At 71.4% G+C, this 19,158-nt stretch carries 20 protein-coding genes and 1 pseudogene; 9 read left to right on the top strand and 12 right to left on the bottom strand.

Translation table 11 applies throughout. The features are described 5' to 3' along the window. The first annotated feature begins 2 nt into the window (after window positions 1–2). The 3 genes from ACRYCC_RS30395 (at window position 3) to ACRYCC_RS30385 (ending at window position 2,707) form a co-directional block, all read left to right on the top strand. A complete protein-coding gene (locus ACRYCC_RS30395; protein ID WP_433817156.1) occupies window positions 3–860 on the top strand; it encodes a universal stress protein in 858 nt (285 codons plus the stop codon). 58 nt (window positions 861–918) lie between these two features. Then, window positions 919–1,776 carry a universal stress protein gene (locus ACRYCC_RS30390; RefSeq protein WP_433817155.1) on the top strand — a complete coding sequence of 286 codons (858 nt, stop codon included), beginning with the start codon at window positions 919–921 and terminating at the stop codon, window positions 1,774–1,776. A gap of 64 nt (window positions 1,777–1,840) precedes the next feature. Next, window positions 1,841–2,707, top strand: coding sequence for a universal stress protein (locus ACRYCC_RS30385; RefSeq protein ID WP_433817154.1), 867 nt, complete (start codon window positions 1,841–1,843; stop codon window positions 2,705–2,707). A 48-nt stretch (window positions 2,708–2,755) separates the two neighbouring features. Here the strand turns inward: ACRYCC_RS30385 and ACRYCC_RS30380 are convergent, their stop codons facing one another. The 7 genes from ACRYCC_RS30380 to ACRYCC_RS30350 all read right to left on the bottom strand — a co-directional run bounded on the left by ACRYCC_RS30380 (window position 2,756) and on the right by ACRYCC_RS30350 (window position 8,691). Then, on the bottom strand, window positions 2,756–3,436 hold the full coding sequence (locus tag ACRYCC_RS30380) for a TetR/AcrR family transcriptional regulator (protein ID WP_433817153.1): 681 nt from the start codon (window positions 3,434–3,436) through the stop codon (window positions 2,756–2,758). 146 nt (window positions 3,437–3,582) lie between these two features. Beyond that, window positions 3,583–5,034 (bottom strand): NAD-dependent epimerase/dehydratase family protein, encoded by a 1,452-nt coding sequence (locus ACRYCC_RS30375; RefSeq protein WP_433817152.1) that lies wholly within the window; start codon window positions 5,032–5,034, stop codon window positions 3,583–3,585. A gap of 119 nt (window positions 5,035–5,153) precedes the next feature. Continuing rightward, complete coding sequence (locus ACRYCC_RS30370; RefSeq protein WP_433817151.1) at window positions 5,154–5,648, bottom strand: MarR family winged helix-turn-helix transcriptional regulator; 495 nt, start codon at window positions 5,646–5,648, stop codon at window positions 5,154–5,156. Between the two features lie 59 nt (window positions 5,649–5,707). Further along, entirely contained in the window at window positions 5,708–6,472 is a 765-nt protein-coding gene (locus ACRYCC_RS30365) for an SDR family NAD(P)-dependent oxidoreductase (protein ID WP_433817150.1), read from the bottom strand. Window positions 6,473–6,678: 206 nt separating this feature from the next. Beyond that, window positions 6,679–7,332 (bottom strand): maleylpyruvate isomerase N-terminal domain-containing protein, encoded by a 654-nt coding sequence (locus ACRYCC_RS30360; RefSeq protein WP_433817149.1) that lies wholly within the window; start codon window positions 7,330–7,332, stop codon window positions 6,679–6,681. Between the two features lie 108 nt (window positions 7,333–7,440). Further along, the gene (locus ACRYCC_RS30355; protein WP_433817148.1) at window positions 7,441–7,947 is read right to left on the bottom strand and encodes a hypothetical protein; all 507 of its coding nucleotides are present in this window, start codon (window positions 7,945–7,947) and stop codon (window positions 7,441–7,443) included. 78 nt (window positions 7,948–8,025) lie between these two features. Next, entirely contained in the window at window positions 8,026–8,691 is a 666-nt protein-coding gene (locus ACRYCC_RS30350) for a TetR/AcrR family transcriptional regulator (RefSeq protein ID WP_433817221.1), read from the bottom strand. A 184-nt stretch (window positions 8,692–8,875) separates the two neighbouring features. On the opposite strand from ACRYCC_RS30350, the gene ACRYCC_RS30345 reads away from it, so the two are divergent. Next, window positions 8,876–10,114: an oxygenase MpaB family protein gene (locus tag ACRYCC_RS30345; protein WP_433817147.1), complete on the top strand. Its 1,239-nt coding sequence runs from the start codon at window positions 8,876–8,878 to the stop codon at window positions 10,112–10,114. Window positions 10,115–10,313: 199 nt separating this feature from the next. Here the strand turns inward: ACRYCC_RS30345 and ACRYCC_RS30340 are convergent, their stop codons facing one another. After that, window positions 10,314–10,439: a hypothetical protein gene (locus ACRYCC_RS30340; RefSeq protein WP_433817146.1), complete on the bottom strand. Its 126-nt coding sequence runs from the start codon at window positions 10,437–10,439 to the stop codon at window positions 10,314–10,316. 411 nt (window positions 10,440–10,850) lie between these two features. Here ACRYCC_RS30340 and ACRYCC_RS30335 point away from each other — a divergent pair. From ACRYCC_RS30335 to ACRYCC_RS30315, 5 genes and pseudogenes are all read left to right on the top strand, one after another. Further along, a pseudogene (locus tag ACRYCC_RS30335) lies at window positions 10,851–12,826 on the top strand (glycoside hydrolase family 3 C-terminal domain-containing protein); the annotation flags it as partial. Then, complete coding sequence (locus ACRYCC_RS30330) at window positions 12,818–13,294, top strand: fibronectin type III-like domain-contianing protein (RefSeq protein WP_433817220.1); 477 nt, start codon at window positions 12,818–12,820, stop codon at window positions 13,292–13,294. The pseudogene ACRYCC_RS30335 and the gene ACRYCC_RS30330, both read left to right, overlap by 9 nt. A 101-nt stretch (window positions 13,295–13,395) precedes the next feature. Further along, a complete protein-coding gene (locus ACRYCC_RS30325; RefSeq protein WP_433817145.1) occupies window positions 13,396–13,662 on the top strand; it encodes an SCO4225 family membrane protein in 267 nt (88 codons plus the stop codon). A gap of 87 nt (window positions 13,663–13,749) precedes the next feature. Next, window positions 13,750–14,076, top strand: coding sequence for a DUF8820 family protein (locus ACRYCC_RS30320; RefSeq protein ID WP_433817144.1), 327 nt, complete (start codon window positions 13,750–13,752; stop codon window positions 14,074–14,076). Then, window positions 14,076–15,149: a DUF6745 domain-containing protein gene (locus tag ACRYCC_RS30315; RefSeq protein ID WP_433817143.1), complete on the top strand. Its 1,074-nt coding sequence runs from the start codon at window positions 14,076–14,078 to the stop codon at window positions 15,147–15,149. Before ACRYCC_RS30320 ends, ACRYCC_RS30315 begins: the two co-directional genes overlap by 1 nt. On the opposite strand, the gene ACRYCC_RS30310 is transcribed toward ACRYCC_RS30315, so the two are convergent. Genes ACRYCC_RS30310 through ACRYCC_RS30295 form a run of 4 tightly spaced genes read right to left on the bottom strand, consistent with a single transcriptional unit; the run spans window position 15,150 to window position 19,157 of the window. After that, window positions 15,150–15,989 carry an STM4011 family radical SAM protein gene (locus ACRYCC_RS30310; RefSeq protein WP_433817142.1) on the bottom strand — a complete coding sequence of 280 codons (840 nt, stop codon included), beginning with the start codon at window positions 15,987–15,989 and terminating at the stop codon, window positions 15,150–15,152. Further along, entirely contained in the window at window positions 15,989–17,284 is a 1,296-nt protein-coding gene (locus tag ACRYCC_RS30305) for an STM4012 family radical SAM protein (protein ID WP_433817141.1), read from the bottom strand. The genes ACRYCC_RS30310 and ACRYCC_RS30305 overlap by 1 nt, the downstream gene beginning before the upstream one ends. Further along, on the bottom strand, window positions 17,281–18,084 hold the full coding sequence (locus tag ACRYCC_RS30300; protein ID WP_433817140.1) for an STM4013/SEN3800 family hydrolase: 804 nt from the start codon (window positions 18,082–18,084) through the stop codon (window positions 17,281–17,283). Before ACRYCC_RS30300 ends, ACRYCC_RS30305 begins: the two co-directional genes overlap by 4 nt. After that, a complete protein-coding gene (locus ACRYCC_RS30295) occupies window positions 18,072–19,157 on the bottom strand; it encodes an STM4014 family protein (RefSeq protein ID WP_433817139.1) in 1,086 nt (361 codons plus the stop codon). The genes ACRYCC_RS30300 and ACRYCC_RS30295 overlap by 13 nt, the downstream gene beginning before the upstream one ends. Window position 19,158 lies beyond the last annotated feature (1 nt).

Here is a 19,158-nt window from a genome sequence, read left to right as displayed (position 1 = left end):
TCATGTCCGCACCCGTCATCGTCGGCACCGACGGCTCCCCGCCCGCGACCGCCGCCGTCCTCTGGGCGGCCGGCGAGGCGGCCCGCCGCTCGCTTCCGCTACGGATCGTCCATGTCAAAGAGCCCTGGAGCTACGGCACCCCGTACTACCCGGCCCCGGGGGTCCTCGACCAGCTGGCCGAGAGCGGCAAGCAGATCGTCGCGGAGGCCGCTCAGGCGGCTCGCGAACACCGGCCCGATGTCGAGATCGAGACCGAGATCGTGTACGGCCCCGTCGCCCAGAGCCTGCGTGAGCAGTCGGCGGACGGCTTCGAGACGGTCGTCGGCCACCGCGGCTTCGGCGGATTCACCGGAATGCTGCTCGGCGCGGTGAGCCTGCGGGTGGCCGGACACGCCGCGGGACCCGTGGTGGTGGTACGCGGCGACACCGACGGCGACCGTGGTGAGGTCGTCGCCGGGATCGACCCCGCCGAGGACCCCGCCCCCGTCCTGGACCACGCCTTCGACGCGGCCGGGATACGCGGCGCACGGCTCCGGATCGTGCACACCTGGCAGCTGCTGGCCCCGCCGGTCGACTTCTCCGGGACCGCCGACGTCGAGGAGATCGCACAAGCGGTCCGGACGGACGTCGACAAGGCCGTCGCGCCGTGGCGAGAGCGGCACCCCGAGATCGAGGTCGTCACGGTCGTGGGCCGCGACCATCCGGTACGCGCCCTCACCGAGTCCTCGGCCCAGGCCGATCTGGTCATCGTCGGATCCAGGAACCGCAGCGCCCTCGGCCTGATGCACCTGGGATCGGTCAGCCACGGCCTGGTCCACCACGCGCACTGCCCGGTCGCGGTCGTCCGGGCGCGGAGCTGACCGTCCGGCGACGCCGCCGATGGCCGAACCCCCGGCCGGCAACGAGAGAAGGTTGATCATGAACGCGATCGTCGTGGGAGCGGACGGATCGGTCCAGAGCCTGCGTGCCGTCGAATGGGCCACCGAGGAGGCGGCACGCCGGGGCCTGCCTCTGCGCGTCCTGTACGCGGAGACTCCCTGGCTGGCCGACACCCCGGTCGATCCGCGGGCCGGCGCCATCCGGGATTGGCTGCTCACCGGCGGCCGGGACCTGCTCGACCAGGCCGTCGCCACCGCCAGGGAACGCGACCCCCGCGTCAACGTCGAAGGCGAGGCCGTGCCCGGCCCGCCGGCCCGGGTGCTGCTGGAGCGGACGCGGGGCGCGGCCATGGTCGTACTGGGCGGCCGGGGGACCGGCACGGTGGGCAGCCTGGTGTTCGGCTCGACGGCGCTGCAGGTGGTCACGCACACGACGGTCCCCGCCGTCGTGGTGCGGGATCTGGAGCCCGCCGTGCGGCGGGAGGTCGTCGTGGGCGTCGACGGATCCCCGGCGGGTGAGGCCGCCATCGGCTTCGCGTTCGAGGAGGCCGGCATGCGCAAGGCACGCCTGCGTGCCGTGCACGTCTGGTCCGACCCCGCCTCGAGCCGGCCGGGGGACAGGCAGCCGCCCGTGTACGACCCGCAGGTGTTCGCCGAGCAGGAGTTCGGTGAGTCCCTGACCGCCTGGCGGGAGAAGTTCCCCGGCATCGAGGTCGTCTCCGAGGTCGTGCACGGCCGCCCGGCGCGGATCCTGGCCGGCGCCTCCGCACGAGCCGATCTTCTCGTGGTCGGCACCCGGGGCCGCGGCGGATTCACCGGACTGCTGCTCGGCTCCGTCAGCCACGCGCTTCTGCACCACGCGCACTGCCCCATGGCCGTGGTGCCGTCCCAGCCGTGACCGCCACCGCGGAGCACGGCTGGGCGACCCCGTTCTTCACGACGCCGAGGAGAAGGAGAAGACAATGAACCGGCTGAATGGATCGCACGTTCTGGTGGGCTTCGACGGCTCAGCGGCCAGTGAACGGGCGGTGCGCTGGGCGGCCGTAGAGGCCCGGTTGCGCCGGCTGCCCCTGACGGTCTGCCACGCCTGGCACTGGCCGTACTCGGACTCGCCGTCCGGGCCCGCGGCACTCGAGGTCGCCCGGAAGATGGGCGCGCACACGCTGGACCGGGGAGTCGCCATCGCCCGCGAGGTGGCTCCAGGCATCGATGTGCGGCCGCGACTCGCCGAGGGCCCGGCATCGGCCATCCTGGTCTACGAATCGGGAAACGCCACTCTCGCCCTGGTGGGCGTGCGCGGGCAGGGCGGATTCGAGGAACTCGCCGCGGGTTCGGCGGCGGTCCAGCTGACCTCCTACGCCCACTGCCCGATCGTGGTGGTGCGGAATGCGGCCGACCGGGCTCGTCCCGTCGTCGTGGGGGTGGACGGATCACCGTCGTCCGAGACGGCGCTCGCCTTCGCCTTCGAGGAAGCGGCGTTGCACGGCCAGACGGTGCTGGCGGTGCACGGCTGCTGGGAACCGGAGGCCATCGCCGCGGCTGAGATGGGCATGATCCAGGATCCGGATCATCTGCGGGTGACCGGCGGTGCGCGGCTGGAGCGGGCGGTGGCGCCGTGGCGGGAGAAGTACCCCCATGTGGAGGCGGAGACCAGGCTGGTCATGCTGACTCCCCGTCATGCACTGCTCGAGGCGGCCACCGGGGCGGGGCTGCTCGTGCTCGGCAACCGCGGGCTCGGCGGCGTCGCCGGTATGCGCCTCGGCTCCGTCAGCCACGCGATGCTGCTGCAGGCTCCCTGCTCTGTCGCCATCGTGCCCGCCACCGCATGAGCCCATGACCGTGTGGCCCCTGTGACGGCCACTGAGGCCAGGTGCGCGTCACTGCTTGCGCCCGGAGAGCGACCGCGGCAGCATCGCCCGCCAGGCTGATCGCTGCCGGCCTGCGGGTGTCGCCGGCGTGCTCCCGTCGGAGAGGATCGCGTCGATCAGGTTGTGCAGGTATTTCCGGAAGCGTTTGAGGACGGCCTTGTCGTCCGGGCCGACCCGACGCCCCTGGTCGTCGAGGATTCCTCCCCGGATGAAGCCGTAGACGCACCATTCGATGGTCAGTATCGCCATCTGCAGGTCCAGGTTCAGGCTGACGGCTCCCCGGACGGCGTCCCTGACCATCTCGTATTCCGTTGCGAGATAGCGGGGCTCCAGGTCGGAGATGTCGGCGGCGTCGGCCAGCGACCGGTGCAGCCATAGAGCGCCCACGGCCGGGTTCTCGATGGAGAAGTTCAGGAAGGCGTCGGCGATCCGTTTCACGCCCGCGGCATCCGGGGTGATCTGCGAGATGGCGGGTTCCAGCGCGCTGACCACGCTCTCGTGAGCGTGCTCCATCACCGCCCGGTACAGACCGGTTTTACCGCCCGCCGCGGCCACAGCCTCGGCATCCGCCCCCGCGCAGATGATCATTCGTACCGAGGTGTTGTCGTATCCCAGCCCAGCGAACATCCGAGCCGCGATGTCCAGCACCTCTCGTGGCACGTCAGAGCCTGCTCGCAGGTCCCCGCTCATATATTCACTGTAGGCAGGAGCGATCTCCCGAGGACTCGGTGAAGGTCAAAGAACTCTCGTGAGTCGGCAACGCCTGCACTGTGAAATCTGGAATGCCCGGATGCCCGTCGACCGGATCCAGGCCGGATCGGTGGGCGTCTCCGGCGTCATGCGGTGAGGTCGCGGGGCGGCCGCTGTTCCAGCTGGGCGAGGAAGTGGTTGCGTTCCGCCTGTTGAAGGTATCCGGCGGGGTCGGTGACGCAGCTGGGGCACCAGTGGCCGGCGGTGAGGATGAGGCGGGGGCTGCCGGTGAAGATGTGGCCGAGCGTGCACTCCCACTCCAGCGGTGTGCTGATGTCCCCGGTCGTCATGGAGCCGGACAGCAGACGTCCGCCGCGGAACGCGGCGGCCTCGACCATGTCGGCGGTGTTCCAGCGGGCCGGATCCTTCGTCTCGTCGTATCCGTGGTCGAGGAGGTGGGGAGTCCGGTCGGCCCGGGGCGGGCGGAAGGTGGACCAGTCGCCGATGGCCTCCCATTCCCGGCGCGAGCCGAAGTAGGCGTTGATCCTCGCCTCGTCGCCGCCGCGGACGAACGCCATGGTGCCGCGGGGCCGGCGGGTGAGCGGTTTGAGGACGAAGTGCTTCACCATCCACGCCGGTATCGTTCCGGCGAGCTTCAGCCGGGGGTGGGCGGCGACCGCGCGGGCGAGGGCGGCGTCGAAGGTGTCCTGCCGGAACGGTACGAGTTCTTCGAGGCGGTCGGAATCGGTGTACCAATGGCCGTGGAAGTTGCGAGTGGCGAACCAGTTGCGGTCATACCATTTCGTCACGTCCTTGACGCCGAGGGCACCGCTCGTGCGCGTCTGCAGCTCCCAGTTCGTGAGCCGCCACGTCTGCCCGCCGCCGATGTTGTGGACGCCGCCCCAGAACTCCTCCGGCACTCCGTCCTCGCAGATGTTCGCCATGAGACGGGCTGCGTCCTCGACCGACACCCACTCCATGACACCCGCGAACGGCGAGTGCGTCATGATCGGATCGCGGATCTCCAGGAGGCCGGGGTGGAAGATCCCGGTCTGTCGAAGCCACGCCCAGCGGGGGAGTCCCGACTCGACGAGTTCCCTCTCCGCGAGGATCTTGCTCTGCCCGTACTCGTCGTATCGCGAGACGCGGAGCGGGTCGCCGACCCGTCCCCAGTGGTGCGGGGGGTTGCGGTCCCCGGTCTCGGCGACGCTGCCGATCATCACCACGCCGGTCGCCGAGGGGTCAGGCCGTGCCTTGACCGCCCGGATGATGTTCCGTGCACTGCCGACGTTGACGCGATGGGCGAGCTCGGGGTGGTCGTCGGCGAAGGGGGACACGACCGCGGCGACGTGCAGGACGAAATCGGCGTCCCGGACACAGGCCTCCACCGCCGCGTAGTCGAGGAGGTCGCCGAAGACCACGGTGAGGCCGTCCATGTCCTCGTGCCGCGCGATGATCGCGCGGTCGGCTTCGCCCGGCAGGACCAGCGCGGTCACCTCGAACCGGTCGGCACGCTTGGCGAACTCCCGCAGGATGTAGCGCCCCCAGTTGCCGGTGACTCCGGTGAGGAAGACCTTCTTCTTGCTCGCAGGCGTCATCGCCCGGCTCCCTTCTGCCGAAGGTATCGGCTGCCCTCGAGGCAGTGTCCCGCGACCCCGGCGAACGTGGCCGGCGAACCATGGCCGGCGGCCGACGACCTCGCATGGGCCGGGGCCGTCTACCGGCAGGGGCCGCCCGGTGCTTGCGGGCCTTCCGCAGTGGTGGCGAAGCGCTCGAGCGCGCGGGCGAGCGCGGCGAGGTCCAGCTCGGCAAGGTGATCGATGATGTGGCGTCGCACGCTGGCCAGATGAGTGGGGTACGCCTCCTCGAGACGCGCGAGACCGGCATCGGTGAGCACGGCGTTCGAGCCGCGTGCGTCCTCCGCGCACTTGACCCGCTCGACCAGGCCCTGGCCCTCCAGCCGGGCGACGATGCGGGTCATGCCGCTCAACGACAGATCGCACGCCGCCGCGAGTTCACTCATCCGCAGCCGGCGGTGGGGCGACTCGGAGAGGTGCATCAGCGTCGCGTACTCGCTGAGCGTCAGCCGCTGCTCCCGCACCAGATCGGCATCCATCGTGCGCGGCACGACCAGGATCACCCGGCCCAGGGCCCTGACGACCGCTTCCTCGTCGGCGGTCAGCGGGCGTAGTGAAGATCCTTGCGATGGCACACCGCCAGACTACTTGCTTGACAAAGCATCTGTAAGGACGTCGCTCGACGGGCGGTGCCCTACCAGGCGGTCGCGCCGCCGTCGACCTGGTAGTTGGCGCCGGTGATGTAGGCGGCCCGGTCGGATGCGAGGAAGGCCGCTAGCTCGACGATCTCCTCGGGCTGAGCGAAGCGCTTGAGGAGCGTCTTGCTGGTTATCGCGGCCCGGGCCGCCTGGTCGTCGCCGAGGTCGCGCTCACTGGCCGGGGTCAGGACGGGCCCCGGGCTGATCGCCACCGCGCGGATCCCGTGGCGCGCGCCTTCGAGCGCGAGTTGCCGCGTCATGCCGATGACGCCGGCGTTCGCCGCGGCATGCGCGATCATCGGGGGCGTCTCGCCAGCGATCATGCCGGCCATGGACGCGACGTTGATGATGACCCCGCCACCACGCCGGACCAGGTGCGGCCACGCGAACTTCGACACGAAGAAGGGGATGTCGAGTTCGCTGGTGATGGTCACCCGCCAGTCCTCGACCGAGAAGTCGGGCATCGGGCCGAAGCGCTGATAGGCGGCGTTGTTGTAGACCACGTCGATCCCGCCATAGGCGGCCACGGCGTCCTCGACGACCTGCCGCGCCTGCTCCGGGTCGGTGAGATCGATCGGCGCGATGCCCGTCATTTCACCGCCTCCGCGGCGTACGAGTTCGACCGTCTCGTTGTTGGCGTCGGCGTGGATGTCGCATCCGACGATCCTCGCGCCCTCTCGCGCGAAGATCAGCGACGCGACACGCCCCTGTCCCCCCGCGGTGCCGGTGATCAGCACTACCTTCTCGTCGAGCGTTCCCATGGGCTTCTCCTGGTCCGTGTCCGTCCGAGTGGCTCCGCGCCGCCCGGGGAGTTACTTGCTTCGTCAAGCAAGCATATGAGACCCGTACTCGTCCTCCATGCGTGGGGTGGACGCACCATGACCGGGGCACCTGCAGCCCCATCCGCTCGGAGTGCGGCTCAACCGGGTGCTCTAGAGCGTCTCCCGGGGGTTCGCCGGTGGCCTGTTCAGCCGAGCACGAGCGGGAACTTCGCGGCCGGCCTGCCCAGCGCGGCCCTCTCGGCGTCCGTCGGAGCGCGGCGTCCGGTCCCGACCAGCAGCGCGTCCCTGTCGGAGAACGACGCCGGAATCGGTGCCCCGGCGATCCTCTCCAGCAACGCGCGGGCGGCCGCGAGGGTCTCGGCGGGCGGTTCGGCGGCCGAGGGAAGGTGTGCGATCAGGTCGAGGTGGTGCACCGTCCATTCCACGACATACGCGGACAGGTAGTCGCCGACGGTCAGCACTTCGCCGCGGGTGCCGACACGGACACCCGGATCCGCGAGTTCGGCGGCGCGCCCGGCGGCGGCCGCGACGTCGTCGAAATGGAACCTGAGCCACTTCGGTTCGCCGTACGCGGCGGCCAGCCGGGGGATCAGTGCTTCCGGCGGTTCCTCGCCGGTCGGGGGCTCGCCGAGGTGCCAGTAGGTGACCGAGTCCACGGTCGGCTCGGCTTCGGCGGGCGTGACCAGCGTGATCAGGACGTCCTGGGCGCCGATGAGGAGGTGGCACACCAGGTCCCGCACGAGCCAGCCGGTACAGCCGGACGGCCGTTCCCAGTCCTGGTCGGAGAGTTCGCCGATCGCCGTGCGCAATGCCGTCCACGAGCGTGAGAACAGATCCACCCCGGCAAGGTAGTGCCGTACCGGAACGGCGGACAAGCGTGCCGGGGCGGCCGGCCCGTGTACCTAATGCACCGCCCGAATGGGGGTGGGGGTCGCCGGGCCGATGGCCTACCTGGTCTTCGCGGCGGTGATCGCGGCGCGCAGGTCGGTCAGGAAGGCCGTGCCGTCGGCGTCGGCGCCCAGCCCCAGAAAGAACGACGTCGCGGCGTCTCGTGTCTCCCCCGACCACAGCCCGGTGACGCTGACCCCGTTGTCTCCGCCGTCCACGTGCCCGAGCTGCGCGGCCAGTGCGGACGTACCGACGCTGACGCCGTCCAGCCGGGCGGACCGTACATGCGTGCCGCGATTGGCTCCGGTGATCGCGATGATCAGATAGCCCGGCGTGTAGAGGGCCACCGAGCGGTGCTCGGTGTCCGGGTCACCGGAACCCGTCAGCCGGGCCAGCAGTCCTGGTCTGGACAGGCGCACGCTGCGGGTCTCGCAGCCGGCGACCGCGTCCGCGAGGACATCGCCGAGCTGATGGGCCTGGGCGTGCGCGGCGATCGCCGTCCGCAGCGCGGTGTCGACCTGCCCGGAGTCGAGTCTCCGGCTGGTGCGCTCGTACTGTCGCTTCATGATCACGGAGGCTAGAGCACCGGCCGGGATTTCGCGAGGTCAGCCCGGCCGATATGGCCACGGCACCGCGCACGCGATCTATGTCGGTCCCGTCCGGGCGGCCGGTGGTTCCAGCATGGGGACGAGGAACCGCCGGGCCACCGCGGCCAGCTGGTCGTCGTCGTCCAGGTCGATGAGGTGGCTGGGGATCGCCAGGAAGGAGGCGGAGATCCGGACCATGAGTTCGGCCACGAACTCGGTGTCCAGGTCGCTCGACACGTTGCCCGCGCGTTGCTCGTGGCGGAGCTGGCCTGCGACGAACTGCCGCACGGTGGCGAGGGTCCGCCCCCCGTCACTGATCATGGAGGACACGAGCAGGTCCGGTTCGGTGGCGATCAGGCCGCCGATCAGCGGGTTGCGCCGGATGGCATGCAACGAGCTCACGAAGCCCAGCACCACCCGGTCGGCGGCGGTCTCGGCCTGCTCGATGTCGATGAGGAACCGGTCGAAGTAGCGGCGGAACTCCCGGCGTACCACCTGTTCGACCAGTGCGTCCTTCGTGGCGAACCGGCGGTAGACCGTGATCCGCGAGATCCCGGCCCGCCGGGCCACGTCCTCCATGGTGGATCGCTGGATGCCCGTCCGGCAGAACTGCTCATAGGCGGCGTCGAGCACGCGCGCACGGGTCTCGTCCATGTCGTCGACCCGTTCGACCGCGTCGACGTACGCGCGTTCGAGCAACGACTCCGGGCCCGAGGTCACCATGAGGAAGGGCAGCTCAGGTTCCACGATCTCCTCCTATGACGACTGATTCTGCCTCAATCGCCGAACAGACGCCGTCACGAGAGGTCTTGTGATGAGCGACACAGTGTGCTGTTATGTCGATGATACAGAGACACGAGATGTGTTTCACCGTATCAAGGAGCTCGGCCCGAGGAGGAACGAAGGCATGGAGAAACCCAGCAGACGCAATGTGCTGATGGCGGGCGGGACGTTGGGCGCCCTTGGTGCGCTGAGCGTCGCGACGCCCGCGCATGCGGGCGCACTGTGGACGTGGTCGCCCAAGGGCTCGGTGGCGGGCTCGGGTAAGGGCGCCGACCCGCGGTACCTGTGGGACGCCGAAGCCGACCCGCTGGTCGCCTCGATCATCGACCGCGGGGACGTGGCCAAGGTCAACACGCTGCTGAAGAAGTGGACCAAGAACGGCCAGGCGTTGCCGGCCGGACTGCCCGCGGACCTGCGGGACTTCATGGAGCAGGCCCGCCGGCTGCCGTCATGGGCCGACCAGGGCAAGCTCGCCACCGCGGTCAACTTCAACGAGAAACGCGGCCTCTACCTCGGCGTCACCTACGGTTTCGCCAGCGGGATGATGAGCACGGTCATCCCGAAGGAGGCGCGCGCGGTTTATTACTCCAAGGGCGGCGCGGACATGAAGGACCGCATCACCAAGACCGCCAAACTCGGCTACGACATCGGCACGTCCAACGCCTACAAGGCCGATGGCGAAATGGTCGTCACCTGCGTCAAGACCCGGCTGGCGCACGCAGGGGTGCGCCATTTGCTGCCGAAGTCGCCGTACTGGTCGAAGGTCGCCGACGAGGAGATCCCGATCAGCCAGCGGGACATGATGGTCACCTGGCACAGCCTGCCCACCACCGTCATGCAGAACCTGGTGAAGTGGAAGGTGCCGATCCCGGAGGCGGAGTCCACGGCCTTCCTGCACTCCTGGCAGGTGGCCGCGCACATGCTCGGCATCAAGGACGAGTACATCCCCAACTCCTGGGACGAGGCCAACTCCCAGGCCCAGCAGGTCCTGACCCCCGTGCTGGCCCCCACCCCCGAGGGCATCAAGCTGGCCGACATCCTCCTCAACCTCGGCTCCGTGATCGACGGCGGCCTCGTGACCAAGCCCATCCTCGGCGCGCTCACCCGCTACATCCTCGGGGACGAGATCGCCGGCTGGCTGAAGATCCCCGAGGACAGGCTGTGGGACCCGCTCTTCGAGGCGGCGTGGGAGCCCTTCATCGCCGTCCGCGAGGGCCTGCTGTCGCTCGAGAAGGCGCCAGGAGCACTGCAGAAGGCCTACTGGGCCTTCGACGAGATCCTCCGCCTGGGAGCCCTGCTCTTCCTGTCCGAAGGAGACCTGCCGATCAGCATCCAGATCCCGGACACCAACCGCCCCAACTGATCAGGATCGCCTGAGCCGGACCCGCGGCCTCCCGGGCGGAGGATCCGCGGGTCAGGGCGCCGCTACGAATCTCGGGCCCGGAATCCGGCGGATTCCGGGCCCGAGGCGTCCCAGCCCGCCGGCGCCGCCCCGCACCCGCGGGAACCTGCTGTGGATCTCCGCCGCCCGGCCCGGCGGCTCCAGCGAGATCACCCGCCTCCTACGCCAGGCCGCCCGGAGCGGCGGTGGAGCGCCGGAGGACGAGGCTCGGCGCGATGGCGGAGCGCACCGCCGATGTGCGGCCCTCGATGCGTTCCAGCAGGAGCCGTCCCGCGGTGCGGCCCATGACCACTCCGTCCTGGTCGACGCTGGTCAGCGCCAGTGCGTGATGTGCGCGATCCGGCGGTGGCCGAGTGAGATCAGGTGCCGCACGACGAGCTCGGCCGCCGTCGCCCCCTTCGAGATCGGCAGTGGCTACCTCAAGGGACGCGACATCGCCGCGGAGATCGAAGAGAAGGGGTACTTCGACGCAGACGGTCACCGGATGAGCCCCGCACCCGTCTGCATCAGTCCACTCTGGAGTTCCTGCGCGAGCACCTCCACAATGAGCGCGGGTGACCGCAGTGCGCTCCGGTACCCGCCGGGAGCAGGTCGCTCGCCTCCCCGACCGTGCTCGCCCACTCCTTTCGGCACCTCGATACCGGTCCGGAGGCGACGCCTGCGGTCCGCCCCGCCACCGACCTGAGGAGCCCGGATCATGACCGCCTTCGCAGCCGACTCGCAGATCGCCGAACGGCTCGCCCTGCTCACGCTGGAGGAGAAGGTCCGGTTGCTGACCGGCCGGGACTTCTGGAGCACCTGGCCCATGGAGAAGATAGGTCTGCGCCGCATCGTGGTCTCCGACGGCCCCTCGGGCATCCGCGGGGAGGTGTGGGACGAGCGCGACCCGTCGCTGAGCCTGCCGTCCGCGACGGCGCTCGCCTCGTCCTGGGACCTGGACATCGCCCGGCGCTACGGTGCCACCGCGGCGGTCGAGGCCCGCCGCAAGGGCGTGGACGTGGTGCTCGGCCCGACGATCAACCTGCACCGTTCTCCCCTCGGCGGGCGGCACTTCGAGACGTTCAGCGAAGACCCGGTGCTGACCGGCGACCTGGCCGCCGCCTACGTGAAGGGTGTGCAGGACCACGGGGTCGGCGCGACGCCGAAGCACTACGTGGCCAACGACTCCGAGACCGAGCGCTTCACCGTCGACGTCCGGGTCGGCGACCGCGCCCTGCGCGAGCTGTATCTGCTCGCGTTCGAGAAGGCGGTGACCGAGGCGCACGCCTGGCTCGTCATGAGCGCGTACAACTCGGTCAACGGCGTCACCGCCACCGAGAACGCGCTGCTGGAGACGCCCCTGAACAGCGAGTGGGGCTTCGACGGCGTCGTGGTCAGCGACTGGACCGCCGTCCGGTCGCTGGAGAGCGCGAACGCCTCACAGGACCTCGTCATGCCCGGCCCGGGCGGGGCCTGGGGCGCCGCGCTGGTGGAGGCGGTCCGGTCCGGGAGAGTCGACGAGGCCGCCGTCGACCGTAAGGTGACCCGCCTGCTCACTCTCGCCCGGCGGGTCGGCGCACTCGACGGCTTCCCCGCCGCCGAGCCGGTCTCGGCGGGGGACGGTGTCGCGTTCGCCCGGCACGCCGCCATCGAGGGCACCGTGCTGCTGGAGAACCGCGGCGAGCTGCCGTGGGCCCCCGAAACCCTGCGCTCCGTCGCCGTCATCGGCGACAACGCGGCCAACGCCCGCACGCAGGGCGGCGGCAGCGCGACCGTCGTGCCCGCCCGCACCGTTTCTCCCCTGGAGGGACTGCGCGCCGCCCTGCCCGGTGCGGACATCACCTACTCCCACGGCGCGATCGTGCAGCGGGGCGTGGCCGGGTTCCCGCTCGCGCAGATGACCAATCCGGTCACCGGCACTCCCGGCCTGCGGGTCCGCTTCCTCGACGACAAGGGCGACGAACTGTTCACCGAGGACCGGCGCTCCAGCGCACTGGTCTGGTTCGGCGGTGACGCCCCGATCCGCACGGCGGCCGGCGTGGAACTGACCACCCGGTTCACCCCGTCGGAGTCGGGCACGGTCCGCCTGGGCTTCGCCGCGGTCGGCCGCGGCAGAGTGCTCGCCGACGGCGCCGTGATCGTGGACGAGGACGTGCAGGCCGAAAGCGACGACCTCGGTGCGGCGCTCCTGGCGCCGCCGACCGCCGCTGCTGAGGTCACCGTGACGGCCGGCACGCCGATCGACGTCCGCTTCGAGTACGACCTGCGCGACCGCACCGGGACGCTGCACTCCGTGCTGGGACTGCGGCTCGGCACCGAGCCCGCCGCCACGGACGACGACGTGCTCATCGCCGAGGCCGCGGCGGCCGCCGCCCGGGCCGACGTCGCGCTGGTCGTCGTGGGCACGAACTCGCTGGTCGAGTCGGAGGGCTACGACCGGGACTCGCTGGCTTTGCCCGGCCGGCAGGACGACCTGGTCCGCGCCGTCGCCACCGCGAACCCGCGCACCGTCGTGCTCGTCAACGCCGGCTCACCCGTGCTGCTGCCGTGGCGCCACGACGTCGCCGCGCTGCTCGTGGGGTACTTCGGCGGTCAGAGATGGGCCACGCGGTCGCCGACGTCCTGCTCGGCGTGGCCGAGCCGGGCGGGCGGCTGCCCACCACTTGGCCGGCGGCCGAGGCCGACGTGCCGGTCCTGTCCACCACGCCGGTCGGCGGCACGCTGGAGTACGCCGAGGACATCCGCATCGGCTACCGCGCCTGGCTCGAGCAGGCCGCGGCACCGGCGTACTGGTTCGGCAGCGGCCGGGGCTACACCGACATCGCGCTCGTCGGCATCGAGGCGCCCTCCTCGGTCACGGCCGGAGAATCCGTCCTCATCACCGTCGAGGTGGACAACCGCGGCGAGCGAGACGGCAAGCAGGTCGTCCAGGTCTACGCCGAACGCCCCGATTCCGCCGTCGACCGCCCGGCGCGCTGGCTGGTCGGCTTCGCACCCGTCCGCGTACCCGCAGGCGAACAGGCGCACGTGCAGGTGACCGTGCCGACCCGGTCGCTCGCGTACTGGCAGGACGGCTGGCGCTACGAGCCCGGCACGTACCGGCTCCGGGCCGGCACCTCCGCGGTCGATCTGCCGCTCAGCGCGGAGGTGGACCTGGCCTGACGCCGGCGCACCCGCACACGCACACGGCCTGGGCTATGCGACCACCGTGACCGGGTACGCGTACTCATGCCGGACGGCCACGGCGGGCGCATGATCTCACCATGCGAATCATCGAGATCCTCCCGATCGCATACGCCCTGCTCGTCACCGCAGTGGGCGTCTACACGAAGATCGCGCTGCGCACCGACGGCCAGGGCCTCAGCTCGATCCCGCTGGTCCTCCTCACCGCACCCACCTGCTTTCTCACGGCTCCCCTCTACGACGCCGGCCTGCTTCCCGAGAAGCAGAACCTCATGCTCGCGCTGGACGTCGCGGCCGGATACCTCCAGGCCACCGCGCTGTGGCTGGTGCTCCGGATCATCCTCTAGCGCCGGCCGAGGGGATCGGCCGCGGGCGACGAGCCGCTCCCGCGCCGGGGCGAGCAGAATGTCCGTGGCGCCGAGTACGTTCGCGGCATGTACCGACAGGGAGACATCCTGATCCAGCCGGTGCCGGAGGATTCGGTCCCGGCGGCCGTCCATGGCCTGCCCCGGGCCCCCCGCGACGGCCGGGGCCGGCTGATTCTGGCACTCGGCGAGGCGACCGGCCACGCGCACGCGGTCGTCGGATCGGGCGTGCTGCTATGCGATCCTGAGCCACTGGCTCCCGACCACCTGCATCTGCCGTCCGGCGGACGGGTGGTCCACGAAGAGCACGCGGCGATCTCGCTGCCCGCGGGCTGGTACCGAGTGGTGCGTCAGCGGGAGTACTTCCCCGGTGCCGTCCGGGTGGTGGCCGACTGATGCGGGACTGGCGGGAGATCGCGTTCCGGACCGGTCCGGCCGACCGCGACCGGGCCGAGCGGGGGATACGGGCGGCGTACGAGGCGGCCGGCCGGCCTGGGCCCGAGCGCATCGCCTGGGTGCCGTCACCGGCCCACGGCGCGGTCGCGGCGGCGCTGCTGGCCGACCCCGGCTGCCGGCGCACGCTGATGGGCGCCGGGCTGAGCAGCCTCGTGGACCTGGTGGACGTCGCGCTCGGCACGGCGGCGGCGGGCGGCAGCGTGCGCGAGGACGTACGGACCCGGCCGTGGGACCGGGCCCGGACCACGGCGCACGCCGAGCTGGGTCCGCGGGAGTGGCCGAAGATGTGGGCCGGCACCGGCGGGCGACTGTGGGATCCGGTCAACGGGCTGGTCACCCGGATCCGGCGCGGCATCGGTGAGCTGGGCGGGGCGGAGGCCGAGGCGGTGCTGCGCGGCGCCACGCTGGACGCCGTGCACGGCCAGCACGACGCGCCCTGGCTGGCGCTGTTCGACGCGCTGGACCGCCTGGACGGCCTGGCCGGGCTCGCCGAGGTGGCCGAGTCCGCCGGCTGGTGGTGGCCGTACGAGAACCTCGCCGTGGTCAGCGAGAGGCCACGGGAACTGCACCGGGACGAGCCGGGCCGGCTGCACCGGGGTGACGGGCCCGCTCTGGTCTACCCCGGGGGTTTCGCGCTGTACGCCTGGCGTGGCATGCCGATGCCCGCGGACTTCATCGACGGTCTCGACGCGCTGACTCCCGAGCGCATCGGTGCCGAGACCAACGCCGAGCTCCGCCGGGTGATGCTGGAGAGGTACGGCTTCGACCGCTACCTGGCCGAGACGGGCGCCAAGCCGATCAGCCGGGATGACGCGGGGGTGCTGTGGCGCATCGACCTTCCCGGTGACGAGCCGGTCGTCATGGTCGAGGTCGTCAACTCCACCCCGGAGCCGGACGGGACCCATCTCACCTACTGGCTGCGGGTGCCGCCGCGCACCCGGACCGCCCACGAGGGCGTCGCCTGGACGTTCGGCCTGTCGCCCGGCGAATACCAGCCGCTCAAGCAGACCTGACTAGAAGCCGTGCGGGATGCGCTCCAGGATCCCGCCGGCGAAGACGTCGTACAGGCCGAGTGGTTCGAGGTGGACATAGCCGATGTGACAGTCGCAGGTGCCGAGGGGGCAGCCGCGGGGGCGCAGCTCCGCCCGGAACGAACCGTCGTAGAGGTTCCCCAGCACCGCCGGGACGAAGTGGCAGCGGCGCACGGTCCCGTCCCCGTCGACCGAGATGACGGTCTCGCCGGTCCGGCAGGGCAGGTCGCGGCTGGCGTGCGGACGGCGGCTGTACCCGAACAGCGGATCGAGCCCGGTCCACCGGGCGGCCTCCTCGTCGGTGTAGGAATGGCCCTCGGCCGCGTTCACCCACAGATAGGTCGAGGCGGGCAGGTCGTCGCGGAGCCGCAGGGCGTGGTCGAGATGGCCGGGCAGCCCCACGACGCCGACGCTGTGGCGGACCCCGCGCGCGGAGAGGTCCCGGCAGCGGGCCAGGAAACGTTCGTACGGCACCTGGCCGGGGTGATAGGTCGCCCACAGCGCCAGCCGGGACAGGTCCGCCTCGGCCGTCCACTCCACCCGGTGGCCGAGGTTGGTCTGGATCGCCACCCGCCCGACGTGGGGGAGCAGGCTGAGCTCGACGAGGGCCCGGCGATACCAGGAGCGGACCAGTCCTTCGCCCCACGGGGTGAACAGCACCGACACGCCGTGCGTCTGCGCGGCCACCCAGGCCGTGAACCGTTCCAGTGCGGCACGGTCCGCGAGCAACTGCGCGCGGCTGTCCCGGCGCTTGGCGAAGGGGCAGTACGGGCAGTCGTAGTCGCAGCTCGCCAGCGGCCCGCGGTACAGAATGGTCAGCATCAGCGGGCCGCGTAGGACGACATCAGCGCGCGGACCCGCGGGGAGAGCAGCGCCGGTCCGATCGCGTCGGACCGCGCGAGCCCCTCGGGCGTCAGCCGGACCACGTCCGGGCCGTACTCCAGCCAGCCCCGGTCCGCGAAACCGTCCAGTTCGGCCGCGAAGTCGGCCACCGCGTCGGTCCCGAACCGGTCCAGGTAGCCGGCGCGGTCGAGGCCCCCCGCCTGGAGCAGGGACTGGAGGAGATGCCGCCGCCGGGACTCGTCGGCGTCCAGGGCGAAACCCACCTGCGCGGCGCCGAAGTCCGCCGTGGCCACGTAGTCGTCGATGATGCCCCGCACTTGCCCGGCGCCGACGGCGTACTCGAAGGAGTAGTGCAGCCGTGAGGTGTAGGACCGCGCCCCGCAGCCCAGGCCGATCATGCCGTCGGTCTGGCAGCAGTACTCGGTGCCCCCGGCCGTGGGCCGGGGCCGCCGGAACATCCGCATCGACACCTGCTCGTACCCCTGGCCGAGGAGATGATCGCGGCCGATGCGGTAGAGCTCCAGCCGCTGCCGATCCCAGTCCCGCTCCGGAGACCGGTCCCGGCGGCCCAGCCCGGTCAGCGGACGCACGTACAGCGGATAGAGATACAGCTCCTCGGGTTCCCAGGCCAGCGCGGCGTTCAGCGAGTACAGCCAGCTGTCCGGGGTCTGCCCGTCGATGCCGTAGATCAGATCGATGTTGAGCGTTTCGAAGCCGGTGGCCCGGATCCGGTCCAGCGCGGCCTCGACCTCCACGCGCTTCTGCGGCCGTACGGCGGCGCGCGCCTCGGCGTCGACGAAGCTCTGCACCCCGATGGAGATCCGGGTGGTCCCTCGCCCGGCGAGCACGGCGAGCCGCTCGGCGGTGGCGGTCGCCGGTGAGGTCTCCACCCCGAGCGGGATCGCCCGCAGATCCGCGAACCGCTCCGCGATGTCGCAGAGTCGTTCCAGCTCGGCCGGGGTCAGGTACGTGGGCGTCCCCCCGCCGAAGGCGGCCGTGGCGAAGCGGGCCTCGCCGAGCGCCTGCCGTACGGTCTCGGCCTGCCGGTCGAGCGCGTCCAGGTAGGTGGTGGTCAGCTCTTCGGGGGCGCCGGTGCGGGTGAAGAGGTTGCAGAAGCCGCACCGCATCTCGCAGAACGGCACGTGCAGGTAGAGGAACAGGGCGCTGCGGTCCTCACCGGCCCAGACGTCGCCCAGCGGGGGCATCGGTTGCAACGGCCGGTAGGCGGTCTTATGCGGATATGCATAGACATATCCCTGGTACGGACCGGTCATGTCAGTACGAACTCTCCATATGGCACGGTCCACACCGTCTCATGACCGACCCGGTGCCCGAAGTGGCCGTCCTCGCCGTACGCCGTGCCGTGGTCGGAGCAGATGATGACCAGGCAGGGGCGGCGCATCAGGGCGAACAGGGCGCCGATCCGGCCGTCGACGTATTCCAGCGCGGCCGCGTGGGTCTCCAGGGAGTCGTCCGGGGCGCCTGGCAGGTAGTGCCGGTTCGGCTGGTGCAGCGCGGAGACGTTGACCAGCAGGAACAGCCTTTGATCGGCCGGGGTCCGGGCGACCACGTCGGCGGCCCGGTCGATCTGGTGCTCCAGCGAGGCCGGATCGGTGACCCCGAACGACGGCTCCCAATGCGCCTCGGCGAACGGTGCCGGGAGGACCGAGCCGAGCGGGGTCAGCCCGTTGAAGAAGCCGACACCACCGATGCAGGCGGTGTGGTAGCCGGCCTGTGCCAGTCCGGTGGGCAGGTCCGCGGCGTCGAACACCCACGTGCCCGGCGCGGTGGTCTCACTGCCGGGGAACCTGGCCGCGAACAGCCTCGGATGCGGTCCCGGCGTCGCCGGGGCCGGCAGGAACCCCGCCAGCATGGCGGCGTGCGCGGCGAACGTGAAACTGCCCGGGCTGTGGCGCCGCTCCCAGCGACCGCCCGGCAGCACGCCCGCCAGCGTGGGGGTACGGCCGGCCTCCGCCAGCCCGGCGGCGACGTCGTACCGCAGCGTGTCGAGCGTCACCAGCAGCAGGTCGTGACTGCCGACGACGGCGTTCATGTCGCGGTTCATGCCGGGCATGTGGCGAGTCTCCGCGAGAGGGCGGCTCTGACCTGGGTGGTATAGGTGTCCGCTCCCTCGGCGCCGCTCCCCGGCAGGCCGGTCAGCCCGGGCAGCAGGTCACCGAACGCGTTCACCTCCCCGACCGCGTATCGCCTCCAGCCGGAGGCCACGAGCAGGTCCACCCCGACCATCAGGCTCCCCGGGAAGCACGCCGCCGCCCGCGCGCAGAGGTCGAGGGCCCGCCGCCAGCCGGTCTCGCCGAGCGCGCCCCGCACCGCGCCGAGATCTCCGCGGGCACCCCCGAGATGCAGGTTGGTCATCGGGCCACGGCTCGTCCGCACGACCGCGTGGGTCGGCGTACCCGACACCACGACCACCCGCAGGTCGAGTGCGCGCCCGGCCAGCGAGGCCTTGGGCAGCCACCGCTCGACGTGCAGTCCCTCGGGGGCCAGCAGGTCGATGAGCGCCCGCACCTCGGGTTCGCTCTCGTAGGACCGGACCCGCAGCGAGTTGCGCAGCCCGCCGTCCGGCCCGGGCACCGCCGAGGTCAGCGCCTTGATCCGGGCGCCGTGCACCTGGAACGCGACGACCCCCGAGGCCGACGAGCCATGGGCGGGCTTGACGAAGACGCGGGACCAGCCGGCCTCGGCCATCCGCTCCCGCAACTCCCGGTAGCCGCGGACCGGCGGCAGCGCGGGCGGCACCGGCACGCCGGCCCCCTCCAGGCGGGCGTGGCAGAGCCGCTTGTCGAACATCACGGCGATCTCGCCGGGATCGCTCAACGGCACCACCCTCGAGGAGACGTCCTCGATCCGGCGCAGGGCCGCGGTGAACGTGGCGTACCACCGTGCGCCGTCTCCTCCGCCGACCCGCGCCGGATGCCCGGGCCCGCGCAGCAGGGCATCGGTCCCGGCGTCCTCTCCGGGTGAGTCGACGCGCAGCAGCGTGCCCGGTTCGAAGCCGAACTCCCCGCCGGACAGCACCTCCCGCCACGGAACCAGCCGGGGCTCTCGCAGCCCCTGCGCGGCGCACGCGGCGGCGAACAGCGCGGTCCGGCGGTCCCCGGGCGTCCCGACGACGGTGAAGGTCACC

The organism is Actinomadura scrupuli (assembly GCF_050971785.1).
Classification (GTDB): Bacteria; Actinomycetota; Actinomycetes; order Streptosporangiales; family Streptosporangiaceae; genus Actinomadura_E; species Actinomadura_E scrupuli.
The sequence above is the reverse complement of the archived record's forward strand: the minus strand, read 5'-3'. Positions and strand labels throughout refer to the sequence as shown.